Origin of the sequence: Streptomyces albidoflavus (genome assembly GCF_000719955.1) — a bacterium.
GTDB lineage: Bacteria > Actinomycetota > Actinomycetes > Streptomycetales > Streptomycetaceae > Streptomyces > Streptomyces albidoflavus.
This window is the reverse complement of record NZ_JOII01000018.1, coordinates 46504-61078: the sequence shown is the minus strand read 5'-3', so window position 1 is coordinate 61078 and position 14575 is coordinate 46504. Positions and strand designations below refer to the sequence as shown.

Here is a 14575-nt window from a genome sequence, read left to right as displayed (position 1 = left end):
CCCACTGCCCCGGATCCGACCCGCCCGCCCCGCTCCCGAAGGACTCCCCGTGACCATGACCAAGGACCTCTACGAACTCGGCGACGCCCCTCCCCTCGGCACCGCGCCGAAGCAGATGTACGCCTCCCTGATCCGCCAGGAACGCTACGGCCGTCCCGTCGACGCCTTCCGCACCGAAGTGGTGGACGTTCCGCCCGTGGGCCCCGGACAGGTGCTCGTCAAGGTGATGGCCGCCGGCGTCAACTACAACAACGTGTGGGCGGCGCTCGGCGAGCCGCTCGACGTGATCGCGGCCCGCCAGAAGCAGGGTGCCACCGAGGACTTCCACATCGGCGGCTCGGACCTGTCGGGCATCGTCTGGGCGGTCGGTGACGGCGTGCGCCTGAAGCCCGGTGCCGAGGTGGTCGTGCTGGCCTGCCGCTGGGACGAGTCGGCCCAGGACATCCGGCTGGGTGCCGACCCGGTGACCTCCTCCACCCAGCGGGTCTGGGGGTACGAGGAGAACTACGGTTCGTTCGCGCAGTTCGCCGTCGTCGACGAGTACATGTGCCACCCGAAGCCGCAGCGGCTCTCCTGGGCGGCGGCCTCCTGCTACATGGCCACCGCGGCGACCGCCTACCGTCAGCTCTTCGGCTGGGAGCCGCACACCGTGCGGCCCGGCGACCCGGTCCTGATCTGGGGCGGCGCCGGCGGCCTCGGCAGTATCGCCATCCAGCTCGTGCGCCATGTCGGCGGGATCCCCGTGGCCGTGGTCTCCAGCGAGGAGCGCGGCGAGTTCTGTATGCGGCTCGGGGCGAAGGGGTGGATCGACCGGCGCGAGTTCGACCACTGGGGCCGGCTGCCCGACACCACCGACGAGGAGGCGATGAAGCAATGGCTGGACGGCGCCCGCGCCTTCGGCCGCCGCTTCTGGGAGGTCCTCGGGGAGCGCCGCGCGCCGCGCATCGTGCTGGAGCACTCGGGTGCCGACACCATCCCGACCTCGATCTACATGGCCGACAACGCGGGCATGGTCGTGATCTGCGGCGGCACGACCGGCTACAACGGCGACGTGGACCTGCGGTTCCTGTGGATGCGGCAGAAGCGCCTGCAGGGCTCGCACGTCGCCAGCGCCCGTGAGGCGCGCGAGATCACGCGGCTGATCGACCAGGGCGCGATCGACCCCTGTCTGTCGCGCACCTTCGGCTTCGAGGAGATCGGGCTGGCCCACCAACTCATCCACGACAACCAGCACCCCTCGGGCAACATGGCGGTGCTGGTGAACGCCACCGAGTAGCGCCGGCCGGCACGTACGAGGGCCGGTACCCCCAGCGGGGTACCGGCCCTCGTCTCTTCTCCGGTGGAGCGGTGCCGGGGCGCTCAGGCGCGCAGCGCCTTCTTCAGGATCTTCCCGGCGGGGTTGCGGGGCACCCGCTCGATGAACTCGAAGGACCGGGGCCGCTTGTAGGGAGCCAGGTTCTCGCGGACGTGCGCCAGCAGGGTGGCCGTGGTCGTCCCCTCCTCGACGACGACGTAGGCGAGCGGGACCTCGCCGTAGTCCTCGTCGGGCACGCCGACGACGGCCGCGTCGCGCACCTCCGGATGGGCCGTCAGGGCGCGTTCGATCTCCGAGGGGTAGACGTTCTGCCCGGCCCGGATGATGACGTCCTTGCTGCGGTCCACCAGGTGGATGCGTCCGCCCTCGTCGACGAAGCCCAGATCGCCGGTGCGGACCCAGCCGTCGGCCGTGACCTCCTCGGTGGCCTCCGGGTCGTTCCAGTACCCCTGCATGACGCCGGGTCCCCGGACGACGATCTCGCCGATCTCGCCGCGCGCCACCTCCTGCCCGTCCTCGCCGACGGCGCGGGCGGACATGCCGGGGACGACGCGTCCGCAGGGGATGCGCGCGGTGACGTCGCCGGGCTCGGGGTGCTCGTCCGGCCCCAGGGTGACGAAGGGACCGCCGACCTCGGTCATGCCGTACACCTGGCGGAAGCCGCAGCCGAGCCGTTCGACGGCCTCCGCGTACACGTCGAGCGGCATGGGCGCGGCGCCGTACAGGATCTCCCGCAGGGAGCCGAGGTCGGTGCGGTGGGAGCCCTTGGCCTGGAGCATGAACCGCACCATCTGCGGGACCATCCACATGTGCGTGGCCCGGTTCTCCTCCACCGCGGCGAGAGCGCGCTGCGGGGTGAAACCGGGCATCAGCACGATGGTGGCGCCCGCGGCCATGTAGGTCAGGGAGACGACCATGCTGCCGTGGTACAGCGGGCAGCAGTTGACCATCACGATGTCGTCGGTGGGGCGGGCGAGGACGAGCCAGCCGAGGGCGATGGCGCGGAAGGAGCCGCCGTCGACGGTGACGCCCTTGGCCTGCCCGGTGGTCGCGGAGGTGTGCAGGATCGCGACGGGGTCGGTGTCGGCGACCTCGGGCAGCTCGACGGGCTCGTCCACCGTGCCGAGCGCGTCGAAGACCGGCTTGTCCAGCGGCATCCGGATGCGCACGGAGGCGGGGAGCGAGGTGTGCCGGTCGAGCAGGGCGGACTCCCCGAGGACGGCGACGGCGCCGACCCGCTCGATGATGCCGGCCACCTCGGGGACGGCCAGACTGTGGTTGAGCGGAACGAAGAGCGCGCCGAGCCGGGCGAGGGCGAAGTAGCTCTCCACCACCTCGATCCGGTCCTGGGCGAGGACGGCGACCCGGTCACCGCGCCGGATTCCGAGGGCGGCCAGGCCCCGGGCGAGTTCGACCGTGCGGTCGTGGAACTGGGCCCAGGTGACGCTACGGCGCTCGTCGACGAGGGCGGTGCGGTCGGGGTGGCACTGGCGGTTGCGCTCCGCCAACTGGGTCAGCCACATCAGGCACCGCCGGCCGTCCCGGCGGCCGGGGCCGTCGTGCGCTCGGCGACGAACCGCTCGTAGTCGGCGATGGTCCGCAGTTCCTCCATGTCGTCCCCGGTGATCTCCACTCCCGTGCGCTGCTCGACCAGGAGGACCAGGCGCACCAGGTCGCCCGAGTCGATGCCGCTGCCGGCCAGGTCGACGTCGTCACCGAGGGTCTCGGCGTACTCGGTGGTACCGGTGAGTTCGACCAGCAACTCCCTGATGGTGCTCATGCCTTCTCCTCTTCACTCAGCCGCGGCCGTCCGCCGGTCCCGGCCACACACGTGTGTTGTCGCAGAGGAAGAGGCGCGAGGAGGCGGCGGCAATCCCCCGGCCCCGTGGTGACGCTCGTCACGCGGCGGATCGGGAGGGCGGGGGATAGCGGACCGGGCCGGACGACTCTTCCCGGGTACGGAGGTTCCGCCCTTGGCAGCAGAGGATGTGATGCAGGTGCTCAGGCAGCGCGCGCAGAGGGCCGTCGCGGTCCGCGACACCGGTCCGGTGTGGCCCCGGCCCGGGGGCGGGGCCGTATGACCGGCTCACCGGCGCGGGCGGCGGCCTCCCCCGGCGCCGGCGAAGAGGCGGCGTCGCAGGCCCGGCTCACCGCCGAGTTCGAGGCGCTGCTCGCCGAGGGGGAGACGGTCGAGCCCCGGGACTGGATGCCGGACGGCTACCGCCGCATGCTGATCCGGCAGATCGCCCAGCACGCGCACTCCGAGATCATCGGGATGCAGCCGGAGGGCGCCTGGCTGACCCGGGCACCGTCGCTGCACCGGAAGTCCGTCCTGCTGGCGAAGGTCCAGGACGAGGCGGGCCACGGCCTGTACCTGTACTCGGCGGCCGAGACGCTGGGCGTGGACCGCGCGGAGCTGCTGGCGGCGCTCCACCGCGGCCAGCAGCGGTACGCGGCGACCTTCAACCACCCGGCACTGACCTGGGCGGACACCGGGGCCGTCGCCTGGCTGACGGACGGCGCGGCGGTCATCAACCAGGCGCCGCTGTGCCACACCTCGTACGGGCCCTACGCGCGGGCCATGCGCCGGGTGTGCCAGGAGGAGGCGTTCCACGTACGGCAGGGGTACGACCTGATGAAGGCGCTCTGCGAGGGCACGCCCGCGCAGAAGGCGATGGCGCAGGACGCGGTGGACCGCTGGTGGCTGCCGGCGGTGGCGCTGATGTTCGGGCCGCCGGACACGGAGGCGGCGGGCGGCGACGCCAAAACCGCCGCGCTGGGGGCGGCGGTCTCCCGCCGGGCCATCGCCTGGGGCATCAAGCGGCACACCAACGACGAGCTGCGCCAGCGGTTCGTCGACCACTGCGTGCCGCAGGCGGAACGCCTCGGCCTGACCCTGCCCGACCCCGGCATCCGCTGGAACGAGGAGCGCGGGCACTACGACTTCGGCCCGGTCGACTGGGAGCTGTACCGGGGCGCGCTGGGCGACGACACGCACACCGCCCGGCAGCGGCTGGCCCACCGGGTCGCCGCGCACGAGGACGGCGCGTGGGTCCGGGAGGCGGCCGCCGCGTACGCGGCGCGGCAGTCCGGTGCGGACACGGCGGGCACGAGTACGGAGGCGGTGGCGTGAGCAGGCCGGCGGAGGGCGCCCCGGCGTCCTGGGAGGTGTTCCTGCGGCCCCGCCGCGGGCTGTCCCACCAGCACGTGGGTTCGGTACGGGCGAGCGATCCCGACATGGCGCTCTCCCACGCCCGCGACCTGTACACCCGGCGCGGCGAGCCGCTGTCGCTGTGGGTCGTGCGCTCGGACACGGTGTACGCGGCGTCGCCCGGTGAACGCGACCCGTTCTTCAGCAACGCGCCGCACAAGCCGTACCGCTACCCGGAGGAGTTCGTACCGCTGTCGGAAGGAGGCGAGGGCGATGACTGAGACGGTGACCGGGCCGGCCCGGCAGGGTACGGACGCCGCGCTGGCGCGGTACGCGGTGCGGCTCGGCGACGACGCGCTGGTGCTCGCGCAGCAGTTGTGCGGGTGGATCACCAGGGCGCCGACCATCGAAGAGGATCTGGCGCTCTCCAACATCGCGCTCGACCTGGTCGGCCATGCCCGGACCCTGCTGGCCCTCGGCGGGCGCCTGGACGGCACCGGCCGCACCGAGGACGACTTCGCGTTCCTGCGCACGGAACGGGAGTTCACCAACGCGCTGCTCGTCGAGATCCCGGACGGCGACTTCGCCGGGACGGTGGCACGGCAGCTCGCCTACACCCACCACGCCGTGCTCCTGTACGAGGCCCTGGCCGCGAGTACGGACCCGGAGCTGGCGGCGTTCGCGGTCCGGGCGGCCAAGGAGGTCGCCTACCACCGGCGGCACGCCGACGACTGGGTCGTCCGGCTGGGCCTGGGCACCGCGGAGAGCGCGCGGCGGATGCGGGCCGGGCTGGAGCGGGTGTGGCCGTGCACGGCCGAACTCTTCGAGGAGGACGCGCTGGTGCGCGGGCTCACCGCGGCGGGTGCCGTACCCGCACCGGGCCCGCTGCGCGAACGCTGGCACGAGGAGGTGGCGGCCGTGCTGAAGCGGGCCGGGCTGCCGCTCCCGGCGCCCAAGTGGCACGCCACCGGGGGCCGCGACGGCCTGCACACCGAGGCGTTCGGCCCGCTGGTCGCCGAACTCCAGTCGGTGCACCGGCAGTTCCCGGGAGGCACGTGGTGAGCGGCGCCCCGCACCCGGAGCCCTCCCCCGCCCCGCTGCCCGTGGCGGAGGTGGCGCGGCAGGTGGGCGAGGTGCCCGATCCGGAGCTGCCGATGATCGGCCTCGGCGACCTCGGGGTGGTCGAGTCCGTGGCGGTCGCGGACGACGGCAACCTCGAAGTGGCGATCCTGCCGACCTTTCTGGGCTGCCCGGCCCTGCCCGCGATCACCGCCTCCGTGCGGGAGGTGCTGGTGCGGTGCGGTCACCCCGAGGGCCGCGTCCGGCACGTGCTGGCGCCCGCCTGGAGTTCGGACCGGATCAGCGAGCGGGGCCGGACCGCGCTGGCCGCGCACGGGATCGCGCCGCCCGTGCCCTCGGACGCCCCCGAGCCCGTACGGCTCGGTCTCGGTACGCCCTGCCCGTACTGCGGCTCCCTGGCCACCCGCCCGCACAGCGCGTTCGGCCCCGCCCGCTGTCAGTCGATGCTCCACTGCGCCGGCTGCCGGGAGACCTTTCCCCTGATGACGGCGATGTGAGGCGACACCCCATGGACACTGCGGTTCCGAGGGCGGCGCAGGCGGCGCCCCCGCGCACCGGCTGGTACCCGCTGCCGGTCACCTCGCTGGACCGGCTCACCGAGGACACGATCGCGATCACCCTGGAGGTTCCGGACGGCCTGCGCGAGCGGTTCGCCCACCGGCCCGGCGCCCACGTCGTCGTCCGGCACCGGTCCGGCGGCCGGGAACTGCGCCGCAGTTACTCGGTGTGCCCGCCTCCCGAGGACCCGGCGGCGCTGCGGCTGGTGGTGAAGCGGAACACCTCCGACGGTTTCGGCGCGTACGCCCTGGAACGGCTCGCGGCCGGTGACCTCCTGGAGGTGGGTCCGCCCGCCGGCCACTTCGGGCTGCCGCCGGTACGCGGCGCGCACCACGTGCTGATCGCCGGGGGCTGCGGCATCACGCCGCTGGCCCCGATGGCGGCGGCCGCCCTGCGGGAGGACCCGACGTGCCGGGTCTCCCTGGTGCACGCGGCGCGCACCGCACGCGGCGCCCTGCTGGCCGACGAGACGGCCGTGCTGAAGGACGCGTACGTCGACCGCTTCACCGCGCTGTACGTGCTCTCCCGCGAACGGCGCGAGACCGAGCTGTTCAGCGGCCGGATCGACGCGGACCGGCTGACGCGGCTGCTGACCCTGCTGGGCGCCCGGCCCGGCCCCGGGACCCGGTTCGCGGTGTGCGGACCGTACGGCCTGGTGGAGACGGTCCGCTCCACGCTCGACGGGTGGGGGGCCGAGCCGGACACCGTCCGTTTCGAGCTGTTCTCCACCGACGGGGCACCGCCGGAGCCGGAGCCCGAGGCGCCCGCCGTCCGCCGGGGACGGGTCACCACCGTGCTCGCCGGGCGCACCGGCACGGTGACGACGGCACCGGAGGACACCACGCTCCTCGACACCGTGCTGCGGTCCCGCCCCGACGCGCCCTACGCCTGCCGTGACGGGGTGTGCGGGAACTGCCGCGCCAAGGTCGTCCGGGGGGCCGTGACCCTCGGCCGGCAGCACGCGCTGGACGCGGCCGACCTCGCGGCGGGCTACACCCTCGCGTGCCGGGCCCGGCCGCGCACCGACGACGTGACGCTCGACTTCGACGCCTGAGTCCCCCCCCCTCCCCCCCCCTTCCACCCCTTCCCACGAGGAGAGTCCCATGACCACCACCCAGCGGCACCAGGGCAGAACCGCACTCGTCACCGGCGGCAGCCGGGGCATCGGCCGCGCCATCAGCCGGCGGCTGGCCGCCGAGGGCGCCCTGGTCGCCGTCCACTACGGCCACGACCACGCGGCGGCCGAGCGGACGGTCAAGGAGATCGAGACGGACGGCGGGCGCGCCTTCCCCGTCCACGCCGAACTGGGCGTGGACGGGGACGCGGCCACGCTCTGGGCGGCCTTCGACGAGGCGCTGTCGGGGACGGGTTCCGGGCCGGGGCTGGACATCCTGGTCAACAACGCCGGCATCACCCTGCCCCGTCCCATCGCCGCCGTCACCGAGGAGGAGTACGACCGGGTCTTCGCGGTGAACACCCGGGCGCCGTTCTTCATCGTCCAGCGGTCCCTGGAGCGGCTGCGCGACGGCGGCCGGATCATCAGCATCTCCTCCGCCGCGACGCAGACCGCCTACCCGGCGATCGTCGCCTACTCGATGAGCAAGGGCGCCCTGGACGTGCTCACGCCGGCCCTCGCCAAGCAGCTGGGCCCGCGCGGCATCACGGTCAACACGGTCGCGCCCGGCTTCACCGAGACCGAGATCAACCCGACGCTGAGCAACCCGGAGATCCGCAAGGCCCTCTCCTCGGCGTCGGTCTTCGGCCGGCTCGGCGCCCCCGCCGACATCGCCGATGTCGTCTCCTTCGTGGCGAGCGACGAGGCCCGCTGGGTCACCGGGCAGTGGATCGACGCCACCGGCGGTGTCGGCCTCGGTCTGTGACCGGCCGTCCCCGCGCCCCACACCGGTCTGTCCCTAGGAGCCCCGATGAACGACGGCCCGTCCGCTCTCGCGGATCCCGCCGAGGACACCGCGCTGACCCGCCCCTTCCCCGGCGCCAGCCCGTACGAGGAGTACGTCCACGCCTCCGTCCTCAACACCCTGCAACAGCCCCTCACCGAAGCCGCCGACGAGATGGGATTCCTCGTCACCACGCAGGTGATGGAGTTGTGGTTCACCCTGATCGTCCACGAGTGGCGCACGGCGCGTGAGGCGTTGGTCAAGGACGACCTGCCCGCCGCGCTGGACGCCCTGGTCCGCAGCCGGCGCGCCCTCTCCGCGCTCAACGACTCCTGGCAGCCGATCGCCGCGCTGACGCCCCTCCAGTTCGAGGGGTTCCGGGCCGCGTTCGGCCGGGCCTCCGGTTTCCAGTCGGCGATGTACCGGCACATCGAGTTCCTGCTCGGCGAGAAGTCGCAGTCCATGGTGAACGCCCATCGCGGGGACCCGGCCGTCCACGAGGCGCTGCGCGACGCCCACCGCGAGCCGTCCCTCTACGACGAGGTCCTGTGCTTCCTGCACCGCCAGGGCCTGCCGGTGCCGGCGCACGTCCGCGAACGCGACGTCTCCCTCTCGTACACCTCCGACCCGGCCGTGGTGGAGCTGTGGCGCGGCGTCTACGCCGGATCGCCGTACGAGGCACCGGCCCGGCTCGCGGAGGCGCTGACCGACATCGCCGAGCTGGTCGCCCGCTGGCGGTTCGACCATCTGATGGTGGTGCGCCGGGCCATGGGGGCCAAGCCCGGCAGCGGGGGCACCGCCGGAGTGGCCTACCTGGAGCAGCGCGCCCGGCGTGTGGTCTTCCCCGAGCTGTGGGAGGCACGCGGTGCGCTCTAGGGTCATCTCCGCGTTCGCGGCGGAGGAGGAGAAGCGTGTCCTGAGCCTGAAGCCGGTACTGGCGCCGCACCACGGCCGGTACGGCGACCACCCGCACCAGGTCTACGACGCCTGGCCGGCCGAGGACCCGGACGCCCCGCTGGTGATCCTGCTGCACGGCGGGTACTGGCGGTACGACCGGATGCATCTGACGCCGTTCGCCGCCTACCTGGCCGGGCAGGGGCTCTCCACGGTGCTTCCGGGCTTCCGCAGGTCCGGCGGGGCGGGGGGATACCCCGAGACCTTCGACGACGTCGCCCGCCTCGTGGACACGCTGCCCGAGGGGCGGCCGTACATCCTCGCCGGGCACTGCTCGGGCGGTCATCTGGCCCTGTGGTGCGCGGCCCGCGGGCTGCTGCCGCCCGGGTCGCCGTGGCACACCTCCACGCTCCCCACGGGTGTCCTCGCCCTGGCACCGCTCACCGACCTCGCGGCGACCCGCCGGGACGGGCTGAGCGACGACGCCGCCCTGCAACTGATGGGCGGCGAGGAGGGGTTCGACGCGCACATGGCGTCGGTGGACCCGCTCACCCTGCTCAGCGGCGCGGGGACGACGGGTGTGCCGACCGTACTGCTCCACGGCGAGGTGGACGAGGAGGTGCCGCTGACCCAGTTCTCCGACTACGCCGCCGTCCACCACGACCTGCGTACCGTCGTCCTGCCGGGCACGGGGCACTACACGCTCATCGAGCCAGGGGCGCCGGCGGCCCGCGAGGTCGCCGACACACTGTGGCGGATGGCCCGCGCATGACCGCCCGCCAGATGTCTCCCGACCCGGCCGAGGTGGCGCGGGCGGACCGGGTCGGGGACGTGGGCGGCGGGTGAGCGGGCGCGGCCCGGCAGCCGGGGGCGGGGCCTCGCTGCCGGGTCCGCTGCTGTGCCGCGTCGAACAGCACCTGTGCCTGGCTGGCTTCGAGCCGCCACCGGGGGCCAGGCCACCCATCATTTCGAGCCTCGCGAGAGGCCGGAGAGGTCGTCCCGATCGGCTGGGACACGTCTGTCCGGACCGTGCACTTCTCATGTTTTTCAAGTGTTTCCCTAATGGTGCCGCCGCACCGGGTACGCACCCACTCGCTCGCGCCGCCGCCTTCCGCGGCTCCCCCGGCGCGGGTAAAGCCCCTCTCACGTGCACTTTCGCACCGAGGCCCGGTGGAACCACGGGTCCGAGGCGGTCTCGTGCCGTCCTCATCGCCCCACACCACGTCCTGCGGGCCTCCCGTGCGCCAGATGTGAAGACAGGTGTCGATCCATCACATCACCCACACATACGGAGACTTGACTCTCGCGCCTCACACGCGGACAGCACCCGCCAAGCCGCCCCGAAGGGCCGGCCGAAGGGCGCAAAATCGCCCATCAGGCGTGTAACCGCTGTCCGCCGGCGCCGTGTCGGGGTTTCACCGCTGATCCCACGTGTGATCGAACTGGGGTGATCATGTGCGCTTGAGTGCTCTGGATTCTCAACAATGCGTACATCCGCGGTCACTGGCGAACACGTAGGATCAGGCCGCGCCATCGCTGCCCCGTCTGCCCTCTCTGTGACGATGCGCGCGGTGTGCCAGCTCCACCCCCCACTTCCCCCATCCCTAGGTATCTGCGTGTCACCGATACTCAACACCGGTTCCTGCGATGGAGCCGTTCAGTGAAAATCAATCGCCGCCTCACCCTGCTCGTGGCCGCGCCCCTGGCGGTGGCCGTCACCTTCTCGGGGCTGGCCCTCGCTCCGGCGGCCAGCCAGGCGCTGCAGGCCGACCGGCTGGCCGACATGGTCGAAGCCGCCGCCGGAGCGGCGGAGTTGACCGAGCATCTGCAGCACGAACGGGTCGCGGCGACCGCGCTCGTCTCCGGCCAGGGAGACCTGGACACCTTCCGCGAGAGTTCCGAGACGACCGACCGGAGCGTCACCCGCTTCCGTCAGGGGATCGCGGACCTGTCCGAGGTCCCGCAGAACGCCCAGGTCATGCTGGACCGCATCGAGCGCTCCGTGGAGAAGCTGGTGTCCCTGCGCGCCCAGGCGCGCTCGGGCAGCAGCACCATCTCCGCGCTCGCCTTCGGCTACCGGATCGTGATCGCCGACCTGATCGGCTACCGGGACGGCATCGCCCAGGCCGACGGTGTCGACGCCGACATCGCCGACCGGATCCGCGCCGCCGCCGCCCTCTCCGAAGCAGCCGAGTACACGGCTCAGGAGCAGGTCACGGTCATGCGCGCGCAGGCGACGGGCGGCTTCACCACCGCCTCGCGACGGACCTTCGACGCCAGCCGCCTCGGCTACACCGAGTCCATCGGGGCCCTGTACGGCCTCGGCCCCGGTGAGTGGCGGACCATGCTGGAGCGCACTCTCTCCGGCGAGAAGGCACTGGAGGCCCGCCGGCTGGAGGACCGCATCAGCCGCACCGGTGTCGACCAGGACATCGATGTCGCCCCGAAGGAGTGGATCAAGGCCTCGGCGGACCGGCAGGAGCTGCTGCGGTCGGTGGAGAAGCGGGTCGACGCCTCCGTCCACGAGACCGTCTCGGCCGAGCGCACCCTGCTGTTCTGGACGGCCGGCGGCGAACTCGTCCTGGTGGTGCTGACGCTGGTCGGCGCCGTGGTCGTGGCCTTCCGTCTGGGCCGCGTCATGATCCGCCGTCTGCACGGTCTGCGCAACGCGGCCCGTGGCGTGGCCCAGACGGGCCTGCCCGCGGTGATGAGCGAGCTGTCCCAGCCCGGAGCCCTGCGGGGCGCCACTCCCGAGGAGGTCGCGAAGCGGACCGCCGATCCGGTCGAGGCCACGGGTGACGACGAGATCGGCGAGGTCGGTGAGGCGTTCAACGCCGTCCATCACGAGGCCGTCCGGCTGGCCGCGCAACAGGCGCACATCCACGCGCAGTTCGCCGAGACGCTGGTCGGGGTCGCGCGCCGTGGCGCCCAGCTCACCAGCATCATGGTGTCGGAGCTGGACACGGTGCAGCGCGACGAGGCCGACCCGGAGCGGATGAAGACCCTCTTCGCCCTCGACCACCTCGCCGTCCGGATGGAGCGCAACACCAACAACATCCTGGTGCTGGGGGGGTTCGGGCACGGCCGGGTGCGGACCGACGATGTCGACTGCTCCACCGTCGTCATGGCCGCGGCCCAGCAGATCGAGCGCTTCGAGCGGGTGTCGCTCGGCGTCGTCGAGGCCGATGTCGGCATCGCGGCGCGGGCGGTGCACGACGTGGCGCACATCCTCGCCGAGATCCTCGACAACGCGACCCGCTTCTCGTCCCCCGAGTCGCCGGTCGGCGTCACCGTCTGGCGCCTCGGCGAGCAGGCCGTCGTGCAGATCGTGGACGAGGGCGTGGGCATCCCGCCGGACCGCCGTGCCGTCCACAACGCCGCGCTGCGCGAGCCGCAGGCGGGTGTCGGCGACGTCCGCTTCATGGGCCTGCACGTGGTGGCGCGGCTCGCCGCCCGGCACGGCATCGTCGTGGAACTGCGTGACTCCTCCGGCCCCGGCACCATCGCCGAGATCACCCTGCCCCCGGGCGTGCTGGTCACGATGGAGCGGAACACCGCCGCCTCCCCCTGGGAGACCGGCACCCCACCCGGCGCGGAGCTCGCCGGCGGCCGTCCCCGGCCGGCCCGCCGGTCGGCGCCCCGCCCGTCCGGGTCGACCGCGGTGGCCGAGCGCGAACGCGTCCCGGCGCCTCCCCCGCCCCCGGCGGGCGAGCCGGCCGACCGGATCGCCGGGGTCAGCGCGTCGGGTCTGCCCGTCCGCAAGCGCAACGCTCCGCAGCAGTGGCCCTCGGCCAACAAGCGCGAGAACACCGAGCGGCGCCCAGGGGCGACCGGCTCCCGCAAGCCGCCCCGCCGCCGCGATTCCCGGCAGGTGTCCGACGTTCTGGCGGCCTACGCGCAGGGAGTCAACAGGAGCACGACCCACCGCGGTCGCTCCACCGACGACGGCAACACCGAACGGAGCAAGTGATGAACGAACCCACCGAACTGAGCTGGATCCTCCAGGACTTCACCGGTCGCGTCCCGGAGGTCACGCGGGCGATAGCCGTCTCTGTGGACGGTCTGGCACTGGCCTACGCCGGTCTGGACCGCGACGAGGCCGACCGGCTCGCCGCCATCGCCTCCGGCATCGTGAACCTGTTGTCCGCGGCCGCCCAGTCCACGGAGACCGACCCGGTGGAGCACAGCCTGACCGCCATGGAGGGCGGCTACATGTTCTCCATGGCCGTCTCCACCGGCGCCTCCCTGCTGGTGACGACCACCCGGGACGCCGACATCGGCGAGGTCAGCTACATGATGGCCGAGCTGATCAACCAGGTGGGCGACTCCCTCTCCCCGCAGCTCCGCGACCCGCACACCCAGCTCTCCAGCTGACCGGGCCGCTCCGTCGGAACGCGGCGGCGCGCCACCCCCGTGCCGCCGCCCGACCGGTCGACCCGCTCGTACCCCCGCCCCCTTTCCCCCGATTGGGTACCTCCATGTTCTTTCGCGCCTCTTCCTCCCGCCGCAGAGCCCGGGCGCTCGGCGCCGCCGCCGTCGCCCTCGGCCTGGCCGCGGTCACCGGATGCTCCGGTGGCGGCGACGCCGGCGACGGCAAGCTGAAGGTCGGCCTCGTCGCCTCGCTCTCCGGCACCTACAAGCCGGTCGGCACCGAGTTGCGGGCCGGTTTCGAGCTGTACCTGGAGACGCACGACAACAAGCTGGGCGGCCGTGAGGTCGAGCTGATCGTCGCCGACGAGGGCGACGGCCCGCCGACCGCCGTGCCCGCGGCGACCAAGCTGGTCAAGAAGGACAAGGTCGACGTGTTGACCGGCTTCGTCAGCGGCGGCTCGGTCAACGCCGTCCTGCCCCTGGTCGAGCAGGCCAAGATCCCCTTCCTGGGGTCCAACGCCCGGCCGCCCGTCAAGGACCTCGAGTACATCTGGACGACGAGCTTCATGTCCGACGAGCCGGGCAGGGCGATCGCCCCGTACATCAAGGAGAAGGTGGACGGCCCGGTCTACGCGATCGGACCGGACTACCAGGGCGGCTACGACGAACTGCGCGGCTTCACCGACGAGTTCAAGCGGGTGAAGGGCAAGCTCGCCAACCCCAGCGGCAAGACCACCTGGACGCCCTTCCCGAAGACCACGAACTTCATGCCGTACTTCGCGGAGATCGCCAAGACGGACGCCAAGGCGGTCTACTGCTTCTACGCCGGCAAGGCCGCGATCGACTTCGCCAAGCAGTACGCGCAGTCCGACATCGCCCATCTGCCGCTCTACACCGCGTTCGTCACCGAGGGCAGCGTGCTCCAGGCCCAGGGCGACGCGGCGAAGGACATCTACTCGGTCCTCAACTACTCGGCCGACCTGGACAACGACGCCAACCGCAAGTTCGTCGCCGACTGGACCGCCAAGCACGACTCCCAGCCCACCACCTACGCCATGTCCTCGTACGACGCGGCGGCCGTGCTGGACAAGGCGGTCGCGGACGCCGCCAAGGACGGCGAGGTGACCCCGCAGACCGTCAACAAGGCCATCGACGGTCTGGGCCAGATCGACAGCCCGCGCGGCGCCTGGGAGTTCGGCGCGAAGGAGCACGCCCCCGTGCAGACCTGGTACCTGCGTCAGGTCCGCAAGGACGGTGACCAGCTGGCCAACGTCATGGTCGAGGACCTGGCGACACTCGGCGGCTGAC

General features: G+C 72.7%; 14 protein-coding genes. 12 read left to right on the top strand and 2 right to left on the bottom strand.

The window, feature by feature from the left end:
- Positions 1-49 precede the first annotated feature (49 nt).
- The gene (gene ccrA / locus IF45_RS0119575) at positions 50-1276 is read left to right on the top strand and encodes a crotonyl-CoA carboxylase/reductase (RefSeq protein WP_003946498.1); all 1227 of its coding nucleotides are present in this window, start codon (positions 50-52) and stop codon (positions 1274-1276) included.
- Between the two features lie 83 nt (positions 1277-1359).
- Here the strand turns inward: ccrA and IF45_RS0119570 are convergent, their stop codons facing one another.
- Both IF45_RS0119570 and IF45_RS0119565 read right to left on the bottom strand, forming a co-directional pair.
- Positions 1360-2838 carry a class I adenylate-forming enzyme family protein gene (locus IF45_RS0119570; protein WP_003946499.1) on the bottom strand — a complete coding sequence of 493 codons (1479 nt, stop codon included), beginning with the start codon at positions 2836-2838 and terminating at the stop codon, positions 1360-1362.
- Complete coding sequence (locus IF45_RS0119565) at positions 2838-3095, bottom strand: acyl carrier protein (protein ID WP_003946500.1); 258 nt, start codon at positions 3093-3095, stop codon at positions 2838-2840. The genes IF45_RS0119570 and IF45_RS0119565 overlap by 1 nt, the downstream gene beginning before the upstream one ends.
- Positions 3096-3392: 297 nt before the next feature.
- Between IF45_RS0119565 and paaA the strand changes: the two genes are divergently transcribed.
- The 11 genes from paaA to IF45_RS0119510 all read left to right on the top strand — a co-directional run bounded on the left by paaA (position 3393) and on the right by IF45_RS0119510 (position 14574).
- Positions 3393-4448, top strand: coding sequence for a 1,2-phenylacetyl-CoA epoxidase subunit PaaA (gene paaA / locus IF45_RS0119560; RefSeq protein WP_023420848.1), 1056 nt, complete (start codon positions 3393-3395; stop codon positions 4446-4448).
- Entirely contained in the window at positions 4445-4747 is a 303-nt protein-coding gene (paaB, locus tag IF45_RS0119555) for a 1,2-phenylacetyl-CoA epoxidase subunit PaaB (protein ID WP_003946502.1), read from the top strand. The genes paaA and paaB overlap by 4 nt, the downstream gene beginning before the upstream one ends.
- Positions 4740-5528 (top strand): 1,2-phenylacetyl-CoA epoxidase subunit PaaC, encoded by a 789-nt coding sequence (gene paaC / locus IF45_RS0119550; RefSeq protein WP_023420847.1) that lies wholly within the window; start codon positions 4740-4742, stop codon positions 5526-5528. Before paaB ends, paaC begins: the two co-directional genes overlap by 8 nt.
- A complete protein-coding gene (gene paaD, locus IF45_RS0119545) occupies positions 5525-6043 on the top strand; it encodes a 1,2-phenylacetyl-CoA epoxidase subunit PaaD (RefSeq protein ID WP_023420846.1) in 519 nt (172 codons plus the stop codon). The genes paaC and paaD overlap by 4 nt, the downstream gene beginning before the upstream one ends.
- Positions 6044-6054: 11 nt before the next feature.
- Complete coding sequence (locus IF45_RS0119540; RefSeq protein WP_023420845.1) at positions 6055-7158, top strand: 2Fe-2S iron-sulfur cluster-binding protein; 1104 nt, start codon at positions 6055-6057, stop codon at positions 7156-7158.
- Positions 7159-7207: 49 nt separating this feature from the next.
- Positions 7208-7984, top strand: coding sequence for an SDR family oxidoreductase (locus tag IF45_RS0119535; protein ID WP_003946506.1), 777 nt, complete (start codon positions 7208-7210; stop codon positions 7982-7984).
- 45 nt (positions 7985-8029) lie between these two features.
- Positions 8030-8878, top strand: coding sequence for a tryptophan 2,3-dioxygenase (locus IF45_RS0119530; protein WP_023420844.1), 849 nt, complete (start codon positions 8030-8032; stop codon positions 8876-8878).
- The gene (locus IF45_RS0119525) at positions 8868-9668 is read left to right on the top strand and encodes an alpha/beta hydrolase family protein (protein WP_008405862.1); all 801 of its coding nucleotides are present in this window, start codon (positions 8868-8870) and stop codon (positions 9666-9668) included. Before IF45_RS0119530 ends, IF45_RS0119525 begins: the two co-directional genes overlap by 11 nt.
- Positions 9669-10556: 888 nt before the next feature.
- A complete protein-coding gene (locus IF45_RS0119520; RefSeq protein ID WP_030308621.1) occupies positions 10557-12866 on the top strand; it encodes a sensor histidine kinase in 2310 nt (769 codons plus the stop codon).
- Complete coding sequence (locus tag IF45_RS0119515; RefSeq protein ID WP_008405866.1) at positions 12866-13270, top strand: roadblock/LC7 domain-containing protein; 405 nt, start codon at positions 12866-12868, stop codon at positions 13268-13270. The genes IF45_RS0119520 and IF45_RS0119515 overlap by 1 nt, the downstream gene beginning before the upstream one ends.
- A 104-nt stretch (positions 13271-13374) precedes the next feature.
- On the top strand, positions 13375-14574 hold the full coding sequence (locus tag IF45_RS0119510; RefSeq protein WP_008405868.1) for an ABC transporter substrate-binding protein: 1200 nt from the start codon (positions 13375-13377) through the stop codon (positions 14572-14574).
- Position 14575: the final 1 nt, after the last annotated feature.